Source organism: Flagellimonas algarum (genome assembly GCF_040513375.1).
Taxonomy (GTDB): domain Bacteria; phylum Bacteroidota; class Bacteroidia; order Flavobacteriales; family Flavobacteriaceae; genus Flagellimonas_B; species Flagellimonas_B algarum.
Window position 1 is genome coordinate 43,538 of the sequence record NZ_JBEVTG010000004.1, and the last position, 18,455, is coordinate 61,992.

Annotated in this window: 21 protein-coding genes; 8 read left to right on the plus strand and 13 right to left on the minus strand. The window is 47.2% G+C overall.

Annotated features, from left to right (window positions below; translation table 11 throughout):
• The first annotated feature begins 22 nt into the window (after nt 1-22).
• Entirely contained in the window at nt 23-385 is a 363-nt protein-coding gene (locus ABV409_RS15840) for a hypothetical protein (protein WP_353878607.1), read from the plus strand.
• Between the two features lie 3 nt (nt 386-388).
• On the opposite strand, the gene ABV409_RS15845 is transcribed toward ABV409_RS15840, so the two are convergent.
• Nucleotides 389-514, minus strand: coding sequence for a 30S ribosomal protein THX (locus tag ABV409_RS15845; protein ID WP_353878608.1), 126 nt, complete (start codon nt 512-514; stop codon nt 389-391).
• An 80-nt stretch (nt 515-594) separates the two neighbouring features.
• On the opposite strand from ABV409_RS15845, the gene ABV409_RS15850 reads away from it, so the two are divergent.
• Both ABV409_RS15850 and ABV409_RS15855 read left to right on the plus strand, forming a co-directional pair.
• Nucleotides 595-1,254: a uracil-DNA glycosylase family protein gene (locus ABV409_RS15850; RefSeq protein WP_353878609.1), complete on the plus strand. Its 660-nt coding sequence runs from the start codon at nt 595-597 to the stop codon at nt 1,252-1,254.
• Nucleotides 1,255-1,383: 129 nt separating this feature from the next.
• A complete protein-coding gene (locus ABV409_RS15855) occupies nt 1,384-3,930 on the plus strand; it encodes a phosphoenolpyruvate carboxylase (protein WP_353878646.1) in 2,547 nt (848 codons plus the stop codon).
• On the opposite strand, the gene ABV409_RS15860 is transcribed toward ABV409_RS15855, so the two are convergent.
• Nucleotides 3,927-4,304: a response regulator gene (locus tag ABV409_RS15860; RefSeq protein WP_353878610.1), complete on the minus strand. Its 378-nt coding sequence runs from the start codon at nt 4,302-4,304 to the stop codon at nt 3,927-3,929. The genes ABV409_RS15855 and ABV409_RS15860 overlap by 4 nt on opposite strands.
• Nucleotides 4,305-4,496: 192 nt before the next feature.
• Between ABV409_RS15860 and ABV409_RS15865 the strand changes: the two genes are divergently transcribed.
• Complete coding sequence (locus tag ABV409_RS15865; RefSeq protein WP_353878611.1) at nt 4,497-5,642, plus strand: acyltransferase family protein; 1,146 nt, start codon at nt 4,497-4,499, stop codon at nt 5,640-5,642.
• Here ABV409_RS15865 and ABV409_RS15870 read toward each other — a convergent pair.
• Nucleotides 5,639-7,144, minus strand: coding sequence for a M20/M25/M40 family metallo-hydrolase (locus tag ABV409_RS15870; protein WP_353878612.1), 1,506 nt, complete (start codon nt 7,142-7,144; stop codon nt 5,639-5,641). The two genes, ABV409_RS15865 and ABV409_RS15870, sit on opposite strands and share 4 nt — an antisense overlap.
• Before the next feature lie 67 nt (nt 7,145-7,211).
• Here ABV409_RS15870 and ABV409_RS15875 point away from each other — a divergent pair, with 67 nt between their 5' ends.
• Entirely contained in the window at nt 7,212-8,525 is a 1,314-nt protein-coding gene (locus tag ABV409_RS15875; protein ID WP_353878613.1) for a sensor histidine kinase, read from the plus strand.
• Here ABV409_RS15875 and trpA read toward each other — a convergent pair.
• The 10 genes from trpA to ABV409_RS15925 form a co-directional block, all read right to left on the minus strand.
• Complete coding sequence (gene trpA, locus ABV409_RS15880) at nt 8,522-9,286, minus strand: tryptophan synthase subunit alpha (RefSeq protein WP_353878614.1); 765 nt, start codon at nt 9,284-9,286, stop codon at nt 8,522-8,524. The two genes, ABV409_RS15875 and trpA, sit on opposite strands and share 4 nt — an antisense overlap.
• Nucleotides 9,283-10,464, minus strand: coding sequence for a tryptophan synthase subunit beta (trpB, locus tag ABV409_RS15885; protein WP_353878615.1), 1,182 nt, complete (start codon nt 10,462-10,464; stop codon nt 9,283-9,285). The genes trpA and trpB overlap by 4 nt, the downstream gene beginning before the upstream one ends.
• The gene (locus ABV409_RS15890; RefSeq protein WP_353878616.1) at nt 10,448-11,074 is read right to left on the minus strand and encodes a phosphoribosylanthranilate isomerase; all 627 of its coding nucleotides are present in this window, start codon (nt 11,072-11,074) and stop codon (nt 10,448-10,450) included. The genes trpB and ABV409_RS15890 overlap by 17 nt, the downstream gene beginning before the upstream one ends.
• Entirely contained in the window at nt 11,071-11,859 is a 789-nt protein-coding gene (trpC, locus tag ABV409_RS15895; RefSeq protein WP_353878617.1) for an indole-3-glycerol phosphate synthase TrpC, read from the minus strand. The genes ABV409_RS15890 and trpC overlap by 4 nt, the downstream gene beginning before the upstream one ends.
• On the minus strand, nt 11,856-12,848 hold the full coding sequence (trpD, locus tag ABV409_RS15900; RefSeq protein WP_353878618.1) for an anthranilate phosphoribosyltransferase: 993 nt from the start codon (nt 12,846-12,848) through the stop codon (nt 11,856-11,858). Before trpD ends, trpC begins: the two co-directional genes overlap by 4 nt.
• Nucleotides 12,845-13,411 carry an anthranilate synthase component II gene (locus tag ABV409_RS15905; RefSeq protein WP_353878619.1) on the minus strand — a complete coding sequence of 189 codons (567 nt, stop codon included), beginning with the start codon at nt 13,409-13,411 and terminating at the stop codon, nt 12,845-12,847. Before ABV409_RS15905 ends, trpD begins: the two co-directional genes overlap by 4 nt.
• 1 nt (nt 13,412) lies before the next feature.
• Nucleotides 13,413-14,810 carry an anthranilate synthase component I family protein gene (locus ABV409_RS15910; RefSeq protein WP_353878620.1) on the minus strand — a complete coding sequence of 466 codons (1,398 nt, stop codon included), beginning with the start codon at nt 14,808-14,810 and terminating at the stop codon, nt 13,413-13,415.
• A 250-nt stretch (nt 14,811-15,060) separates the two neighbouring features.
• Complete coding sequence (locus ABV409_RS15915) at nt 15,061-15,633, minus strand: YceI family protein (RefSeq protein WP_353878621.1); 573 nt, start codon at nt 15,631-15,633, stop codon at nt 15,061-15,063.
• A 28-nt stretch (nt 15,634-15,661) separates the two neighbouring features.
• Nucleotides 15,662-16,294 carry an NAD(P)H-dependent oxidoreductase gene (locus ABV409_RS15920; protein WP_353878622.1) on the minus strand — a complete coding sequence of 211 codons (633 nt, stop codon included), beginning with the start codon at nt 16,292-16,294 and terminating at the stop codon, nt 15,662-15,664.
• Between the two features lies 1 nt (nt 16,295).
• Nucleotides 16,296-16,742, minus strand: coding sequence for a MarR family winged helix-turn-helix transcriptional regulator (locus tag ABV409_RS15925; RefSeq protein WP_425590013.1), 447 nt, complete (start codon nt 16,740-16,742; stop codon nt 16,296-16,298).
• A gap of 131 nt (nt 16,743-16,873) precedes the next feature.
• Here ABV409_RS15925 and ABV409_RS15930 point away from each other — a divergent pair, with 131 nt between their 5' ends.
• The 3 genes from ABV409_RS15930 to ABV409_RS15940 all read left to right on the plus strand — a co-directional run bounded on the left by ABV409_RS15930 (nt 16,874) and on the right by ABV409_RS15940 (nt 18,422).
• Nucleotides 16,874-17,422 (plus strand): TlpA disulfide reductase family protein, encoded by a 549-nt coding sequence (locus tag ABV409_RS15930; RefSeq protein ID WP_353878624.1) that lies wholly within the window; start codon nt 16,874-16,876, stop codon nt 17,420-17,422.
• Nucleotides 17,419-18,036: a thioredoxin family protein gene (locus tag ABV409_RS15935; RefSeq protein WP_425590014.1), complete on the plus strand. Its 618-nt coding sequence runs from the start codon at nt 17,419-17,421 to the stop codon at nt 18,034-18,036. The genes ABV409_RS15930 and ABV409_RS15935 overlap by 4 nt, the downstream gene beginning before the upstream one ends.
• 77 nt (nt 18,037-18,113) lie before the next feature.
• Nucleotides 18,114-18,422 (plus strand): rhodanese-like domain-containing protein, encoded by a 309-nt coding sequence (locus tag ABV409_RS15940; protein ID WP_353878625.1) that lies wholly within the window; start codon nt 18,114-18,116, stop codon nt 18,420-18,422.
• The last annotated feature ends 33 nt before the right edge of the window (nt 18,423-18,455 follow it).

Sequence of the window (18,455 nt, forward strand, 5' to 3'; positions counted from 1 at the left end):
TTGTTTTATAAAGAATGCTCCCATGAAAAAGCTAGTATACAGCCTTGCGGTATTGGCCGCGGTCCTTTTCTCCTGTCAAGATCGCGACGACGAACTGACCGCAGCGAACATCCGGATCAATAACCTAACGAACAGTACCTTCAACTTGCTTGAAATCGTTCCTGATAGTCTGTTTTACGAGGCGGTGCCCGCCGACGGATTTTCGGAATACCTTCCTTTCGATACCGCCTTTGAGGCCATGAGGTTCACTATTGAAACCGATTCGGCGAATTTCACCTATACCCCACCCGATCAAGTTTTCGACCCATTACCCATAGGATTGTATACATATCAAGTCAGTATAGATGCCGATGGGGAAGTGGTATTGACTTTTCGTATCGATTGACCCTTATTTTTTCTTACTGGATTTTTTGACAGGAGCAGGTGCGACCTTCTTCTTTTTGCGTTTTCTTCTCGCACCATAAGTGCCGTTGATGATTTTACCACGCTTGCTCTTGATATCTCCTTTGCCCATAATTCTGAATTTTGTAACCCCTTAAACTAGCAAAAATTCCATAGGGTTCAAAATCCAAACAGAAGCGTACCTTCGTCTTTATGTTCGTGCATCAGCATCCATATGTGCCATTTTTGTTCGAAGGAGTCGAAAAATTGATCGTTGGTACCTTGCCACCACCACGGTTTACTTCCCGTGAGTTGAAACCCGGCGACGTCGATTTTTGTTATGGCAGCCGCGATGGGCAGTTATGGCCCATCCTAGATCGGATTTTCGATCTTGGGTTGGTTTTCGAGACCAGTGAAAAGGCCGTTGCCCAGCGCAAAGCCTTTCTAAAGCGGCGCAAGATAGGGATCTGTGATATTGTCGCCTCGGCCAAAAGGGAGAAGATCGATGCTTCCGATATCGGGATGCAGCAGGTCGAACTTCGAGATCTGCTGGCATACCTCGAGCATTATCCGAGCGTGCATACCCTCTTGTTCACGGGGGGAAATAGCAAAAATGGACCGGAGTATTTTTTTAGGAAGCAATTGAAACCGCTCGACCTCAAGCTTGAAACCGTTGATGATCAAGTACCGAGAAGGTACCGTTTCATCCATCCGGTGACCCAAAAAACCATTTCCACCGTTTCATTGATCGCCCCCTCAGGAGCTGCGAATCGGGCTGTCGGAAGTTTGGAAGAATACAAGCAGATCAAGGCCAAGGACCCCAACTTCACCACCTTTGATTTCAGGGTAGGGCAGTATCGAAAGTTTTTTTGACAAAGCCCCACTGCTTTGTTAGGTTTGCAAGGTCGGACCAAATTTTTGTGACATCGGTACATGCGGTTCGGATATCGCCCTTTTATGGCGAACTTTGCACAACACTTAAATCACCTACGGATGAATGCCATGCAACGATCGAAGCGGTTGGACGAATTCAAAAAGTCGGTCACCAATAAATTCAATATCTACAACAGCCTTTTTCTCAGTCTGCCCTATGCCGACATGGAAAACGTAGGCATGTTGGTGCCCTTGTTGTTCGAACAATGTGAGAAGGGCTTGAATGCCGGCAAGAAACCCCAAGACATCCTTTCGCATTTCTTCGATAATTTCACGGAGCTTGAAACCGAACAGCAACGTGTTGATTTCATGTTTCGGATCATCCAGTACGTCGAACGTCAAGTGGTATTGTTCGACAGTGTCGAAGATGCCGCATTCCCGAAACTCCAAGAATATACCGAATCCTTGTCGATCAACGATTATTTCGAGTTGGTGAACCGCTCGAAGAATTGGGACAAGATCGGAAAAAAGCTGGGTTCGTTCAGCGCTCGAATCGTGTTAACTGCGCATCCCACACAATTTTATACCCCGGCCGTCCTCGACATCATTTCCGAATTACGGGATCTAATCGATGAAAACCGCGTCGACGATATCGACCAAACACTCCAGCAATTGGGGCTCACTTCTTTGATCAATACCAAAAAACCAACGCCCCTGGATGAGGCCAAAAACATCATCCATATCTTGAGGTATACGTATTACGATGCTATCGGGGATTTGTTCGAATATGTCAAAAGCAACATCCGCAATGAACGATTCGATAACTATGATATCATCAAATTGGGGTTCTGGCCCGGAGGGGACCGTGATGGCAATCCGTTCGTGACCGCCGACATGACCAAAAGTGTTGCCGATGAGCTCCGTATTACCTTGATGAAGTGCTACTACAATGAATTGAAGGCCTTGCGCAAAAAGTTAACTTTCAAAGGCTTGCAGCAACCTTTGAATGCTTTGAACCAAAGTCTCTATCGCGCGATGTTCCAAGAAAATTACGTTATCCCATATGCTGAGATCGTAGGGAAATTGGGAGAAATCAAAGCCATTTTGATTGCCGATTACCATTCACTCTACCTTGATGAACTGAACTTTTTATTGGACAAAGTCCACATTTTCAAGACCCATTTCGCGACTCTTGATATACGTCAAGATCATAGCAAACATTATGTGGCGGTCGAAACGATTTTAAAGCGACAAGGAAAGATCAAAGATGACTTGAATGAACTTTCCGAATCCGAATTGGTCGATCTTTTGTTAAAAGAACAATTCGCGTTAAAGGCTTCCGACTATACCGAAGAGATCGTCAAGGATACCATTGCCAATATTTCACAACTCGGTGAAATTCAACGTACCAATGGGCAAGATGGATGTAACCGTTATATCATCAGCAACTCGGAGGATATCTTTTCGGTTTTGTTCGTTTTCGGACTGTTCCGTTGGTGTGGATGGAAGGAAGAGGAGATCAGCTTTGACATTATTCCGCTGTTCGAGACAATGAAGGGAATGGAAGCCTCCGAATCGGTCATGCAGGCCTTGTTCGATATCCCCCAATACCGTTCGCATTTGGCCCGACGCCAGGAAACGCATACCATCATGCTCGGTTTTTCCGATGGTACGAAGGATGGGGGGTACCTTAAAGCCAATTGGAGCATTTTAAAGACCAAGGAAACCTTGAGTAAGGTCTGCAAGAAAAATGGGATCAAAGCCATTTTCTTTGATGGCCGTGGTGGGCCACCTGCCCGAGGTGGTGGAAAGACACACCGTTTCTATGCGGCCCAAACCAAGGATGTGGCCAATCACGAGATACAGTTGACCATTCAGGGGCAGACCATCACCAGTACCTATGGTACCAAAGCCCAGTTCATCCACAATGCCGAACAATTGTTGACTGCCGGTCTTAGCAACAACCTTTTCGGTAAGGAGCATTCGATCAGTACGGCCCAACGTAAATTGATCGAAGAATTGTCCGAATTGAGTTTCGAAAAATACGATGCGCTCAAGCAGCATCCGAACTTCATACCATATCTCGAACATCGAAGTACGTTGAAGTATTATTCGAACGCCAATATCGGTAGTCGGCCTGGCAAACGTGGAAACAAGAAACAGCTTACCCTGTCAGACCTACGGGCCATTTCGTTCGTGGGTTCTTGGAGTCAATTGAAACAAAACGTACCGGGCTATTTCGGTCTCGGGAGTGCCATTGCCCAATTGAAGGAACAAGGTCGAATGCCAGAGATCAAAAAACTGTACAAAGAAGTACCTTTCTTTAGGGCCTTGATGCATAACAGCATGATGTCATTGGCCAAGACCAATTTCAATTTGACCAGTTACATGAAGGAAGATCCCGAGTTCGGGAAGTTTTGGAACATCCTATATGATGAATACAGGCTTTCGGAAAAGATGTTGCTCGCCATATCGGGTTACAAGATCTTGATGGAAGATGAGGCCATTTCAAGGGAGTCGGTCAAAATCCGTGAGAAAATCGTGCTACCCCTGCTGGTCATCCAACAGAACGCCTTGTACCATATTACCCAAAATTCACCCTTCAAGGATGATTACGGAAAGATCGTAACGCGCTCCTTATACGGCAATATCAACGCCAGCAGGAATTCGGCCTAAACGACCATTTCAGGAATTCGCAAAGTTTCGGCTATCGCGTCGATAGTTTCAACGAAAACCTGTTTGCGAATGGGTTTCATCAAAAAGTGATCGATTCCATAGGCCTTCGCCTGGTCAAGATAGCGTTCCCAGGTAGAGTTGATCAGGATCGTACAAGGGATCTCTATTGCATCCAAAAGTTCAAAAGCGTTCGTTTCATCGATAAGCACATCCAATAAAAGAAGGTCGGCTTTCTGCTCATAAACCGCTTGAATGCCTTCAAAAGGATTGGAATACGCTCCGATCAATCCCAGCTTTGGGTGGTTTTGCACCAAAAAGGAGGTGGCGAGTAACTGTATCGACGAGTCATCGATAATTACGGTCTTTAAGCTCATAACATAGGATTTGGGAAGGACAAGTTGCCCCTTATCGCGCGTTTCACCAAAGTTTGAAGTTCAATGGTAAGAAAATTCGTTAACAAGTGAAACTCAAGGATTACAGGTTTAATTCCGGTGCTCAATTCGAATGTGGGCAACCATTTGTTGCGATCGTCCGTCTTGGTTATAGAACCATTGGATTACCGACCTATGACGGAACGCTTGCACTACATTGATTGGTTGCGGGTATTGGCCTTTTCTACTTTGATAGTCTTTCATTGTGCCGTACCCTTTGTTGAAGATTACAGTTGGGAGATCAATAATGACCGGACATCCCCTACAATTACCAGGATCATTTGGTGGGTACACCAATGGCGATTGCCGCTTTTGTTCTTTATTTCAGGGGTAGGCGTACGGTTCTCCTTGAGAAAACGGAGTTTGGGTCGGTTTTTGGGTGAACGGATCATACGTCTTTTTATTCCGTTGGTGTTTGCCATCTTTTTCATTACCCCGATCCAAGTGTATTTTGAATGGCTTCAAAAGGAAAAGATCAGTATGGGGTATTCAGAATTCTACCCTTCCGTTTTTGAGATCGTACCCTATCCTGACGGCTCGTTTACCTGGAGTCATATGTGGTTCGTCGCCTATCTTTTCGTTTTTACCTTGATTCTGATGCCCGTATTTGCCACGGCAAAAATTCCTTGGTTCCGCTCGCAAGCGACTGCGGTCACCAAGCTTTTTAACAGCTGGTTCGTGCTCTTGTTGCTCGGACTGCCTTTTGTGGGGTATATTTTCGGACTGTATATCGAATGGCCTGAACAAGGGAGTTTGATCGATGATTGGTATGTGTTCCTATCTTCCATGACGTTCTATGTCTTGGGATTTTCGCTCAGTGCGTTTCCAACGTTTTGGGAAGCTTGTATGCGCTATCGGAAACGCTTCCTACTGATCGCATTGGTACTGGCTTCCTTCTTAATAGGGCTATACTTTTGGGAGTGGTCGGCCAATAAACCCTTGACACAAGATGGCTATCTCTATCGTTTTGGGGTTTTGAACGGCTTCCATATTTGGACCATCATATTGGCCGCCATCGGATATACGATGCGCTACCTTAACGTTTCGAATAAGCGGCTTTCCTATTTGAACCAAGCGGTGTATCCATATTACATCATGCACCAGGCCGTAATCGTCGCTTCCGGGTATTACATCTTACAATGGGATATCGGTATCTTACCAAAGCTCTTGCTACTGGTTTTGATCTGTATTTCGGTTATCGGTCTAGTCTACCATTTCATTATCAAGCGCACCAAGGTGACACGGCTCCTGTTCGGAATGCGTTGGAAAACAAAAATCTAAGGCTGTACCGGATTGCTCAACATGCTGTAGAATGCCTGAATACCATAGGCCAACTGTCCGATTTTCAGATTCTCGTTCGGGCTGTGCTGGTTGTTGTCCGGGTTGACCATGGTCACGATAAAGGCCGGTATGTCCAGTTCATTGATAAACGGGGCGATCGGTACGGTGCCACCCATAATGCGGATTTGTACGACATCCTCATTGAAAGTGGTCCCAAGGGTGTTCACTAAAAATTGTCCGAAAGGATGATCGAAATCGGTTCGGAAGGCATCGGTCACACTTCCTTCGGTAACGGTGATCAATCGATCGTGGGCCAAGCGTTCTTCTTTGGTCGGGGCGTGATCGAGAAGGTGAAAGCCTTGTTCGGTAATGTGGTTTTTCACCAACTGTTTTAGTCGATTGCCATCGGTTTCGGGTACGAGTCGAAGATCTAGTTCGGCCGTGGCACTTTCAGGAACGATGGTACGGGCTTCGTTACCTACCCATCCAGAACCGAGGCCTCGAATGTTCAAGCTTGGGTATTGCAAAGCCTCTTGATAAAACCCACCGACTTTTTCAGCGGTTTTGAATTGGAGTTTATCGGCGAAATCATCGGCATTTTCAGGAACACTGCGAAGTAAGGCCATGGCCTTTTCATCAATTGAGATGCCATCGTAATAGCCTGAAACCGTCACTTTGCCCTGACCATCCTTCATGGTGGCCAACAATTGCGCCAATTGAAATCCCGGATTCGGGGCATAGTTGCCATAGTGCCCACTGTGTTGGTGTTTGACCGGGCCATAGGTCGTCAAGGTCATGGTAGTGATGCCTCGACATCCGAATACCACCGTAGGTTTGCCCGTGCTGTGCATCGGTCCATCATTGATGAGTAAATAGTCGGCTTCCAATAATTCACGATAGACTTTTACTGCTTTCGGTAGTGGTTTGCTGCCACGTTCTTCTTCCCCATCCAAAATCACCTTGATGTTGAACGGAATGGTCTTGCCCTCTTTTTTGAGCAAGTCGATGGCGTTGAGGAACATGATGATCGGGCCTTTGTCATCGGCGGTCGAACGCCCGAAGAGGCGCCATTCGTAATCGATATCTTCATCCAAAGCACTGAAGTCTATGGTTTCAAACCCTTTCGGACCCTGTTTTTTCAAAACCGTGCGGTACGGACTCGGTTGATCCCATTTCGTAGCATCTACCGATTGCCCGTCGAAATGCATATAGATCAAAATGGTGGGTTTGCCATCTTCCATGGGCATGGTGGCAAAGAACAAAGGATGGTTGTCGGTCTCCAATTCCGTGGTGTTGAAGCCCCTTTCACTGAATTTTTTCTTGAGCCAAAACAGATTGTCGGATATGGCATCGGAATTTAGGGCATCGTTCGGAATGGCCACGAAATCGCGAAGATCGGTGATGGCTTCGGCAACCTTTGATTTTAAGGCGATGCTATCGATACGTTGCGCCAAAACGGAACTGGTAGCCAAGAAAAAAACTATAAAAAACCTGCGTTTCATCTAATAATAATTCAAAAATGTAAGAAAATACATCGTTTATCGTTGTTGGTTTCACAAACCACCCATTTTGGATACGACGTTCAGTTCTCCGGTTAAAGATAAAAAAGTGCTTGTTGCCATACACCGCTCCAGCATAATTTTTCATGTTTTGATCCTCTTGGTGCTTGCAGGATTGGCAACTAACTTTTTTACCGAATATGGTTTGGGAGGATTCAATAAATACGCCATTAAGCACTTTACGGTATTTTCCATTATTCTGGTTTCGGCCGTCGCTTGGAAATTAAAGCTGATGGGCACCCATACGCTTTTCATCATCATGGTGTATATCAATATCGTTTCGTCAACGATTTATTTGCCATTTCGGATCGAGGACCCCCAATTGAATTTCGAAGGTTACTTTTCACGGGTCGAGATGATCATTTTCGTTATGGGGTTGCTGTTGGCCGTATTTGAGCGACCATGGCACCAATTGGTGGTTATCGGCTACAATACGGTGTTCATTATTGCCTGTGCCTTATTGTATCCTGAAATGGCCTTAGGCAAATACATTTTGGCCTTCATCTTGATTTCTTCGGTAGCAGGGATCAGTTATTTTATTTTCAATAAGGTCATCAAATTGCAAAACGATTTGACGGAACAACATCAATTGGTCAGTTTACAAAACGAGGAACTTGTTGAGTTGACGAATTTCAGAAAGGATATCATGAAGATCATTGCCCATGATCTAAAGACCCCGATACATCAAATCTCCATGCTGACGACGGTGATCAGAAACTCAAAATCGAGCGAAGACCGAAACACCTATCTAGAACTGCTACAACAGTCCATTGACAAGACTTACGGGATGTTGGACAATCTGTTGAATTGGTCGATGCAGAACGATGATGCCTTGAAATCCTATATGGATGTCAATGTCCATGAATTGGTTGAGGGTATCCGAGCACAGTACGAACAGAATCTTTCAGGTAAAAACCTGAAATTGGTCAATGAGGTCGCGACGGATTTTAACCTGTTTTATTCCAAAGAAGTCTTTCAGACGGTCATCCGTAACCTTTTGACCAACGCCATCAAGTTTTCACCTCCGGATCGTGAAATCCTTATCGATAATTTCGAAGATGAAAACCAATTCAATTTGCGCGTCCACAATGCAGCGGTCGATATCGATGAATCCAAGTTTTCCAAGATAAACTCCGGACAGATGGTCACTAGTTCTCCGGGTACGCGAAAGGAGAGCGGTTCTGGCAAAGGCCTTTTTATTTGCAAAAGGATGTTGAAAAACAACAACGCCAGTCTGCGCTTATCAAAGACGAGTAAAGGGGTCATGGCCGAGATCCGAATATTCAAATCGGTCTCGATCAATCGCCCGGTCGCTTTGTCTTAGTCGCGTATCGCGCTTATGAAATCCGCGATTTTCGCTGTTCCTTCGGTACGAAGGTGTTTGATAAAGGCCGAGCCGATAATGGCCCCTTTGGCCTGTTGGGTCGCCGCTTGATATGTCTCGGCATTGCTAATACCGAAACCTACTATCTGGGGGTGTTGTAGCCCCATTGCCGCGATCCGTTCGAAATAGGCTTCCTGTTCAGATCCGAATCCTGATTTTGCCCCTGTGGTACTGGCCGAACTCACCATATAAATGAACCCTTTCGAAGCGGCATCGATCTGGGCGATTCGTTCATCGCTGGTTTGCGGTGTGATCAAAAAGACATTGATCAATCCGTATTTTTCAAACAGTGCCCGGTATTCTTCTTGGTACACGTCCAAAGGCAGGTCGGGCATGATAAGCCCGTCGATACCGATTTCTTGACAGCGATTGCAAAATGCCTCAACACCGTATTGCAACAAGGGGTTGAAATAGCCCATAACGATCAAGGGGATCGAAACGGTCTTGCGAATGTCTTTCAGTTGTTCGAACAGCAATTCGGTATGCATGCCATTGCGAAGGGCATCGGTCGAACTTTCCTGAATGGTAGGGCCGTCGGCCAAGGGGTCGCTGAACGGCAGCCCGATCTCGATCATATCGACACCGGCGCGTTCCAAGGATTCAATGATCCCGACCGTATCGGAGCGTTGCGGAAACCCAGCCGTGAAATAGATGGACAATAACTTGTGATCTTTCTGAAGTGCGGAATTGATGCGGTTCATAGTTTAAAATAATCTATATAGGTCTGCAGGTCTTTATCGCCCCGCCCTGACAAGTTGATGACCACGATATCACTGGCCTTGAATTGTTTGTAATTGAAAATCGCGAACGCATGGCTGGTTTCGATGGCGGGTATGATGCCTTCCAATTGGGAAACTTCCAACCCGGCCGTCATGGCCTCGTCATCGGTAATCGATACGAATTCACCTCTACCACTTCGGTACAAATGGGCATGCATCGGTCCGACCCCAGGATAATCCAATCCTGCCGAAATCGAATAAGGTTCGGTAATTTGGCCGTCAGGCGTCTGCATGAGCAGGGTCTTGCTGCCATGTATGATGCCGACCTTTCCTAAGGCCGATGTCGCGGCACTTTCGCCCGAATCAATACCCTTACCGGCCGCCTCGACCGCGATGATGCCTACCGCTTCCTCGTCGAGATAATGGTAATAGGCCCCTGCGGCGTTGCTGCCACCACCCACACAGGCGACCACGTAATCAGGACGTTCACGTCCCTCTTTTTCGAGCAATTGCCATTTGATCTCTGCGGAGATCACCGATTGAAAACGGGCTACCATGTCCGGATACGGATGGGGCCCCACCACGGAACCGATAATGTAGTGGGTATCGACCGGATTGTTGATCCAATCGCGGATCGCTTCGTTGGTCGCATCTTTCAGGGTACGGCTGCCCGATTTGGCCGGGCGAACCTCGGCCCCCAACATCTTCATGCGGGCCACGTTCGGGGCCTGGCGGGCAATATCGATCTCGCCCATATAGACCACGCATTGCATGCCCATCAAGGCGCAGACCGTTGCCGTGGCTACCCCATGCTGGCCAGCCCCGGTTTCGGCGATGATACGCGATTTTCCCAATTTCTTCGCCATCAGGATTTGCCCAATGGTGTTGTTGACCTTATGGGCCCCGGTATGGCAAAGATCCTCGCGTTTCAAATAGACCTTGCAACCGTATTTTTTAGAAAGGCGATCGGCAAAGTACAATGGGGTCGGGCGACCGACATAGTCTTTTAAAAGTTGGTCGAACTCTTCTTGGAATTCGGCAGACTCCATGATCCGAACGTAGTTCATTCGTAACTCTTCGCAATTCGGATAGAGCATTTCAGGGATAAAGGCCCCGCCGAACTCGCCGTAGTACCCTTTTTCGTTAGCGTGATAACTCATTTTCAAGCAATTTTTTAAAATCGTTCAGTTTTTCGGTATCCTTGAGACCCGGTTCGGTTTCGAACCGGCTATTGACGTCAATGGCATGGCAATATCGGGCTGCATCCGAAGCGAGAAAACCCTTGAGGGCTTCCCCTTCTTCCAATCCGATACCACCACTTAAGAAATAGGGCTTGGTCGATGGATAGTCGTTCAAGACCTTCCAATCGAAACGATACCCATTGCCCCCCGGTAACCTTCCTTTGGTGTCGAAGAGGTAATAATCGCATACCCCTTCATACGGGCCGAGCGTATCGAAATCGAAATCATCCTTGATCGAAAAGACCTTGATGACCTTAACTCCTGATTTCCGTACCTCCCGACAATAATCGACAGTTTCCGATCCGTGCAATTGCACCCCGTACAGGCCCATATCCGTTATGGTCCGTTGTACTTGCGCGATCGGTGCGTCAACGAAAACCCCGATTTTTTTGATCGAATCGGGCAACTGGGGCATGCTGCGGTCGAAAAAGCGCGACGAAGGCTCCCAAAAGATGAACCCTAGGTAGTCGGGTCGCAATTCGGCAACCGCCTCGCTATTGTATTTCATACCACAGACCTTCAGTTTCATGCGTCTAGCTTTTTGATGAATTCCCTTGCCGCGGCTCCGGGGTCTTCGGTCTTCATAAAGTGTTCGCCCACCAAGAACCCTTGGTAGCCATAAGGTTTTAATTGCTGTATGGCCGAAATGGAACTGATGCCACTTTCGGAAACTTTGACGAAGTCGGCCGGAATCTTTTCGGAAAGGGCCATACTGGTCTCCAGGGACACCTCGAAGGTTTTCAAGTCGCGGTTGTTCACCCCCAGCATATTCAGACTGGGCATCAAGGCTTTCTGCAATTCGGTTTCATTGTGCACCTCAAGCAAGACTTCCAAGCCGAGGCTTTGGGCCAATTCGGATAGGGTCTTGATCTCTTGCCGTGTCAATACCGCCGCGATCAATAGGATCACATCGGCACCATGGGCTTTGGCTTCGAATACCTGGTAGGTGTCTATCATGAACTCTTTTCGCAACAACGGCAATTGGGCCGAGGCCCTTGCCAAAACCAAGTCTTCTAAGGATCCCCCGAAATATTTGATATCGGTAAGCACGCTCATACCACAGGCCCCTGCTTGCTGATACCCTCGGGCGACTAGGCCCACATTGGTATCTTGGTTGATCGTTTGCTTGGATGGGGAACGGCGCTTGTGTTCTGCGATGATGCCCGTTGATGATTCACGAAGGGCTGCGGAAAGCGAAGGTCCTTCGCGTTCGAATAGTGGGGAAGCCTCGAACTGTGTTTGGGGTATCAAACGTTTCTTTAAAGCGACTTCCTTCCGCTTATCGGCTATGATATGATCTAAGATGTTCTTCATGCGCTGAGCTCCTGGAGTTTTTTCAATGCGGCCAAACCTTTTCCTCCCTGTAAGGATTCCATGGCCTTTTCAAAACCGGTCTTTACCGTAACCTTCTGGGCCGTGGCAATGGCGACCCCTGCATTGGCACAGACCACGTGGTTTTGTGCCTCGCTGCCTTTGCCTTGTAGGATATCCATAAAGATCCGGGCCGAATCACTCACGTCATCACCCCCGACGATGGCTTCGGCCTTGACGGCATCGACACCGAAATCGGAAGGCGAAAGCATGCCCTCCGACCCGTTTGAAATGGTCTTTGTGGCCCCGGTCAGACTGATTTCGTCATACCCGTCCAAAGCATGGAGCACCGTGAAATTTTTGTCGGTATTCTGATAGAGATAGCCGTACATTCTGGCCAGTTCCAAATTAAAGACCCCGACCATTTGGTTTTTCGGAAATGCAGGGTTTACCATGGGGCCCAACATATTGAAGAAGGTCTTCACCGCCAACTCCCTTCGGATCGGGGCGACGTTTTTCATGGCCGGATGGAACAAGGGTGCGTGCAGCACACAAATGCCCGCTTCCGCAATGGACTTTTCGAGGAAGTCGGCCTCATTGCTGAACCGGATGCCCAAAAACTCCATGACATTGCTGCTGCCGCATTTTGACGAAACCCCGTAGTTGCCGTGCTTGGTGACCTTTACACCGGCTCCCGCCGTTACGAAAGAGGCCAGGGTCGAGATGTTGAAGGTGTCTTTGCCATCACCCCCTGTACCGCAAAGGTCGATGGGATCATAGGCGCTGAGGTCGACCGCTAGACAAAGCTCCAACAGGGCGTCACGAAAGCCTTCCAACTCGTCAATGGTGATGCTCCGCATCATGTAAACGGTCAGAAAGGCGGCAATTTGACTGGTATTGTATTCGCCTTTGGCGATGTTCACCAATATTTGCTTGGCGTCTTCTTTGGCCAAGATCTCATGATTGATCAGTTTGTTCAAGGTCTCTTTCATCGTTCCAACCAGTTTTTTAAGATTTGTTTGCCGTGTGGGGTCAAGACCGACTCGGGGTGGAATTGGACCGCCCTGATATCGTATTCGGCATGGCGTAATGACATGATCTTTCCGTTTTCATCGGTCGATGTTGCCACAAGGGCATCCGGAAGATGCGTATCGACTACCCAAGAGTGGTAGCGACCTACTTCAATCTCTTCGGGTAAACCTTTGAAAATCGGATCTTGCTCGGTTATCGTTATCGTAGTGGCCACCCCGTGGTAGACCTGGTCCAAATTGACCAAGCTGCCCCCATAGACCTCCGCGATGGCCTGTTGGCCCAAACAGACCCCGAAGATGCGTTTGCTTGGTCCGTATTTGGCGATAATGGGCTTGAGCAAACCGGCTTCGTCCGGAATTCCGGGTCCGGGTGAGAGCACGATTTCATCAAAGGCATCCACTTCATCGAGGTTCAATTCATCGTTGCGTTTGACCACCACTTCACAGTCCAAATCCTCAAGATAGTGCACCAGATTATAGGTGAAACTATCGTAGTTGTCGATCATCAGTATCCGTCTTCCCATTTTAGATCTTTTCCGCGATTTCAAGGGCCTTGTTCAAGGCACCGAGTTTGTTATAGGTCTCTTGTAATTCCGTTTCGGGATCGGAGGCCGCTACCAAGCCCGCACCTGCCTGAAAATGGAGCTGGTGGTTTTTGCTCAAGAAGGTCCGGATCATAATGGCGTGGTTGAAATTGCCTTTAAAGTCCATAAACCCGATGGCGCCCCCATAATAGGCCCGACTGGTTTTTTCATATTGTTCGATCAATTGCATGGCCCGATGTTTGGGCGCTCCGCTCAGCGTGCCTGCGGGAAAAGTGTCGGCGACGATCTTCAGGGTCGAAATGGAATCCTTTTTTTGACCGGTCACTTTGGAGACCAGGTGGATGACATGTGAGAAATACTGAACCTCACGATAGGTTTCGACATCGACCAGATTGCCATTGCGGCTGAGGTCGTTTCGGGCCAGGTCGACCAACATCACATGTTCGCTGTTCTCCTTCTCATCGGCAGCGAGTTTTTTGGCCAAAGCGGCATCTTGTTCGTCATTGCCGGTGCGTTTATAGGTGCCTGCGATGGGGTGGATCTCGGCCTTTCCGTCTTTCACGATAAGCTGTGCTTCGGGCGAACTTCCGAATATCTTGAAATCGCCATAATCGAAATAAAAGAGGTAGGGCGAGGGGTTGATCGATCGCAGTGCTCGATAGACATTGAATTCATCCCCTTTGAAACCTTGTGAAAACCGTCGTGAAAGCACCAATTGGAAGACATCACCACGTTGGCAATGCTTTTTCGCAAAGGCCACATGCTCGCGGTATTCGGCATCTTCGAGATTCGACTCCGCCTCACCGTCTTTACTGAACCCATAGGTGGCGAAACTGCGTACTTTGAGTAGTTGCTCCAATTCGGCGGTATTGTCGTCCGAATCATAACAATGGGCGAAGAGGTAGGCCTCGTTCTTAAAATGGTTGATGGCGATGACGTTCTGATAGACTGCATAAAAGATATCGGGGATATCGATAGAATCCGGCTTTTTGGTAAGGGTCACCGATTCGAAATAGCGAACGGCATCATAGGCGATATAGCCGAACAGGCCGTTGGTAATGAACTTGAAGTCGTGTTGGTCGATTTCGAAACGCTTCGAAAAACCATCGATGAGGGCGGTCACATCGCTTTTGTCGTCCAAGGCCACCGTTTCGATCGATCCGTCAGGAAACCGTTGCTCCATGCGTTCATCGGCCACCTTTAAAGAAGCGATCGGGTTGCAACAGATATATGAAAAACTGTTGTCATTGGCATGGTAATCACTACTCTCCAACAGAATGCTGTTCGGGAATCTATCGCGTACCTTCAGGTACACACTGACCGGTGTGATCGTATCGGCGAGGATCTGTTTGTGATGGGTCTTTAATTTGAAATTCATGTTCGACTTTATTCAAAAAATTAAGGCTTGTCGTGATGACAAGCCTTTAATATTATTATTTGGATAGCAGGACTAGCTCACGAAATCTGACGTAAGTTCTTCCACCACCAAGATGTATTGCGTTGTTGCATAGGGTCAAATATAGAAATCAATTTGATGAATCCCAATAAAAAAATGAAAATCCCGCAGCGGCAGTACCACGGCAGGATTTCCAAACACTCAAACTAATTTCCTTTTTCTATGTTGGGTCTTAAAATTCCAAATCGACGACCAAATCGAACTCGTCATAAATGGTCTTGTCCCCTAAGTTGTCGAAAAAACTTCCCGAACCATACTTTACGTCGTATTGGGCGCGATCAACTTTCATCGTAGCGGTGGCTTTGCTGCCATATACCGAAACATCGAAGGTCACCGGTTTTGTGATTCCTTTGATCGTGAGGTCGCCGGTCACTTTATACGAGTTCTTTCCTGAACTTTCGACTTTGGTAAATACCAAATTGGAAGTAGGATGGGAGGTTGTTGAAAAGAAATCGTCGGAATGGAGGTGCCCATCCAACTTTGCTTTGTAATCACCACTCAAATCGGTGGTGTTGATGGTGGTCATATCGACGGTAAACTCGCCACCGGTCAATTTGCCTTGGTCGAATACCAGCGCTCCTGCCTTAAGGCTGATGGTGCCCGTATGCGAGCCTGTAACTTTGTAGGCTTTCCAGGTGACCGTACTGGCGTCGGTTTTCACTTCTTTCTTTTCACCATCGACCGGGTTGGCGAGGGCAAGTCCGAATACTAGGGTCAGTGCAATGCTTAATAGATTCTTTTTCATGATTTTCGAATTATGGATTGTTTTAAATTTATAGATGTGTAAATAATTCCGAGGTAGATTTACGCACTTTGGCGTAGTGCTGGGTATCGTCTTCCGAAGATCGGTACCCAACGGCCAAAACAACGGCTGCGTTTTGGTTTTTTTCCGATAACCCCAATATCTCGTTGTACTTATCCGGTTCGAAACCTTCCATGGCACAAGTGTCGATTTGGAGTTCTGCGGCGGCTTGCATGGCGTTGCCCAGTGCCAAGTACACTTGTTTGGCGGTCCAAGTGCTTTTCACTTCCTTGGGCAACTCCAATAATTTTGATTTCATAAAGTCACCGTATCCTTTCAATCCCTCTGCGGGAATATTCCGGGTTTCCGAAACATTGGTCAAATAGTCATCGATGAGCTCATCGGCAAAATCGGTGGCATTGGTAAAAACCAGGATATGTGAGGCATCGGTCAATTGCGATTGCCCCCAGCTGACCGGTTTTAACCGTTCCCTGATGTCTTGGTCGGTAATGACATAGATATGATACGGTTGCAAGCCATACGAGGAGGCACTTAAGCGAGTGGCTTCCAATAGGGTTTCCAAATCTTCGTCCGACACTTTTTTGCTGGCATCGAATTTTTTGGTGGCGTAGCGCCAATTTCTGTTTTTCAGTGTATTGTCCATATTAAAATTTATCCAATAAAAGGTTTAATTGTTCCAGTTCTTTGTCGTTGAATTTTTGCAGAAGCTGCTTTTCGGTCGCCTCCATAACACTGTCCAATTCGGTCAAAATGGTGTTGCCCTTGTTCGTTATGGTGATTTCGACTTTTCTTCGATTGTTCGCACAAACTGCCCGATCAACATAGCCTTTCAATAATAATTTATCGACCAATCGGGTGGTATTGCTCATTTTGGTCACCATGCGCTCATTGATGGTCGAAAGGTTGGCCGGTGTGCCTTTTTGTCCGCGCAGTATGCGTAGTACGTTGAATTGTTGCTCCGAAACCTCATAGGGTTTAAGGGCAGCCGCAAAGGCTTCACTGATCTTATTGCCAACCAAGGCGAAGTGGATCATGGTCCGCATTCGAAGAGGCAGCCGTTTTTCCGTCTTTATAATCGCTTCTACATTCATGTTGTTACAACAATTGTATATACAAATGTATAAGGATTTGCAAGGGAACAAAAATTTTCCATCGATAAAATTTTGTTAAAAAAATAACGGTGGCTTGGGCATTGGCTAATTTTAACCCTAAATCATTTGCCATGAGGTCGTTGTTCCCTGTTTTGATGCTAGCTGTACTGCTTACCCAAGCTTGTGTCGAGAAGAAGAAAGAGTCGCAGACCGTCAGTGTATCCGATAGCGAGACCCCGGTGACCTCCGACAACGCCAGGTTGCCATTTCCTGTTTATGACTACGAAGGCCTTGAACCGCTGCTTCGGCAAGAGAACGATACCACCTACATCGTCAACTTCTGGGCTACCTGGTGCAAACCTTGTATCGAAGAAATGCCCTATTTCGAAAAAACGTATGCCGAACGCAAATCGGAGAAAGTCGCCCTGGTTTTCGTGAGTCTCGATATGCCCTCGATGTGGCAGAAACGATTAGTACCCTTTGTCGAGAAGAAAGGCCTGAAAGGCCAAGTGGTGATTTTGGATGACACCAAAATGAATGACTGGATCCCCAAGATAGCTCCCGATTGGGGTGGGGGTATCCCGGCAACCTTGATTTATAATCGCGATCAGCGGCAATTCTATGAACAAGGCTTTACCTATGAAACCCTGAACAGTGAACTTGAAAAATTTATACGATGAAACTTAAACACTATTTCTCCCCACTACTCTTAACAATGGTCCTCATTGGTGCCATGGCTTTTACGACAAATCCTTATAAAGGGTATTCGATCGGGGATGCGGCAACGGATTTTTCTTTGCAAAATGTGGATGGGAATAGGGTATCACTATCCGATTTCGAAACCGCCAAAGGCTTCTTGGTCATTTTTACCTGTAATACCTGTCCGTATGCGGTGGCCTACGAAGACAGGATCATTGCCCTTGATGCCAAATACAAACCGATGGGGGTTCCGGTAATCGCCATCAATCCGAATAATCCGGCGGCAAAACCCGGCGATAGTTTCGAAGCCATGAAGGTCAGGGCCCAAGAAAAAGGGTTCACCTTTCCCTACCTCCTTGATGACGGTCAAACCATATATCCACAGTACGGTGCCACCCGCACACCACATGTCTATTTATTGGAACGTACGGACGAAGGAAATATAGTGCGGTACATCGGCGCCATCGATGACAACTATCAAGATGCAGCACAGGTCGAAGAGAAATATGTAGAAAACGCGGTCGATGCCATGCTGGCCGGTGAAGAGATCGAGCTTACGATCACAAGGGCCATCGGATGTTCGATAAAAGTATAATACGAAAAATACGTAGTTTTAGGTCCGGGGTTATGCTCCGGACTTTTATTTTGAGCAAATTAAAATTGACGAAACACATGGATTTAAGCCAAGAAGAATGGGCGGCCCAATTAGCCGATGATCAAAACGCGGTCATTCTCGATGTCCGCACTGCCGATGAAGTGGAAGAAGGATACATCCCAGGGTCACAAAACATAGATATTTATATGGGTCAAGGGTTCCTTGATGCCCTTGCCGAATTGGATACGTCTAAGAACTATTACGTCTATTGCCGTTCAGGAAACCGGAGCAGTCAGGCTTGCGCCATCATGAACAGCCAAGGTTTCGGGCAAACGTTCAATTTAGAAGGGGGCTTTATGGCCTGGGAGGGCGAAGTAGCCGAATAAACTTACTGCTCGCACCCGTTGCGGTTATCTCGG

Excerpts from the sequence above, each read along its gene's own strand:
- ABV409_RS15840 (WP_353878607.1), top strand. The coding sequence starts at position 23 with ATGAAAAAGCTAGTATACAGCCTTGCGGTATTGGCCGCGGTCCTTTTC.
- ABV409_RS15845 (WP_353878608.1), bottom strand. The coding sequence starts at position 514 with ATGGGCAAAGGAGATATCAAGAGCAAGCGTGGTAAAATCATCAACGGC.
- ABV409_RS15850 (WP_353878609.1), top strand. The coding sequence starts at position 595 with ATGTTCGTGCATCAGCATCCATATGTGCCATTTTTGTTCGAAGGAGTC.
- ABV409_RS15855 (WP_353878646.1), top strand. The coding sequence starts at position 1,384 with ATGCAACGATCGAAGCGGTTGGACGAATTCAAAAAGTCGGTCACCAAT.
- ABV409_RS15860 (WP_353878610.1), bottom strand. The coding sequence starts at position 4,304 with ATGAGCTTAAAGACCGTAATTATCGATGACTCGTCGATACAGTTACTC.
- ABV409_RS15865 (WP_353878611.1), top strand. The coding sequence starts at position 4,497 with ATGACGGAACGCTTGCACTACATTGATTGGTTGCGGGTATTGGCCTTT.
- ABV409_RS15870 (WP_353878612.1), bottom strand. The coding sequence starts at position 7,144 with ATGAAACGCAGGTTTTTTATAGTTTTTTTCTTGGCTACCAGTTCCGTT.
- trpA (WP_353878614.1), bottom strand. The coding sequence starts at position 9,286 with ATGAACCGCATCAATTCCGCACTTCAGAAAGATCACAAGTTATTGTCC.
- trpB (WP_353878615.1), bottom strand. The coding sequence starts at position 10,464 with ATGAGTTATCACGCTAACGAAAAAGGGTACTACGGCGAGTTCGGCGGG.
- ABV409_RS15890 (WP_353878616.1), bottom strand. The coding sequence starts at position 11,074 with ATGAAACTGAAGGTCTGTGGTATGAAATACAATAGCGAGGCGGTTGCC.
- trpC (WP_353878617.1), bottom strand. The coding sequence starts at position 11,859 with ATGAAGAACATCTTAGATCATATCATAGCCGATAAGCGGAAGGAAGTC.
- trpD (WP_353878618.1), bottom strand. The coding sequence starts at position 12,848 with ATGAAAGAGACCTTGAACAAACTGATCAATCATGAGATCTTGGCCAAA.
- ABV409_RS15905 (WP_353878619.1), bottom strand. The coding sequence starts at position 13,411 with ATGGGAAGACGGATACTGATGATCGACAACTACGATAGTTTCACCTAT.
- ABV409_RS15910 (WP_353878620.1), bottom strand. The coding sequence starts at position 14,810 with ATGAATTTCAAATTAAAGACCCATCACAAACAGATCCTCGCCGATACG.
- ABV409_RS15915 (WP_353878621.1), bottom strand. The coding sequence starts at position 15,633 with ATGAAAAAGAATCTATTAAGCATTGCACTGACCCTAGTATTCGGACTT.
- ABV409_RS15920 (WP_353878622.1), bottom strand. The coding sequence starts at position 16,294 with ATGGACAATACACTGAAAAACAGAAATTGGCGCTACGCCACCAAAAAA.
- ABV409_RS15925 (WP_425590013.1), bottom strand. The coding sequence starts at position 16,742 with ATGAATGTAGAAGCGATTATAAAGACGGAAAAACGGCTGCCTCTTCGA.
- ABV409_RS15930 (WP_353878624.1), top strand. The coding sequence starts at position 16,874 with ATGAGGTCGTTGTTCCCTGTTTTGATGCTAGCTGTACTGCTTACCCAA.
- ABV409_RS15935 (WP_425590014.1), top strand. The coding sequence starts at position 17,419 with ATGAAACTTAAACACTATTTCTCCCCACTACTCTTAACAATGGTCCTC.
- ABV409_RS15940 (WP_353878625.1), top strand. The coding sequence starts at position 18,114 with ATGGATTTAAGCCAAGAAGAATGGGCGGCCCAATTAGCCGATGATCAA.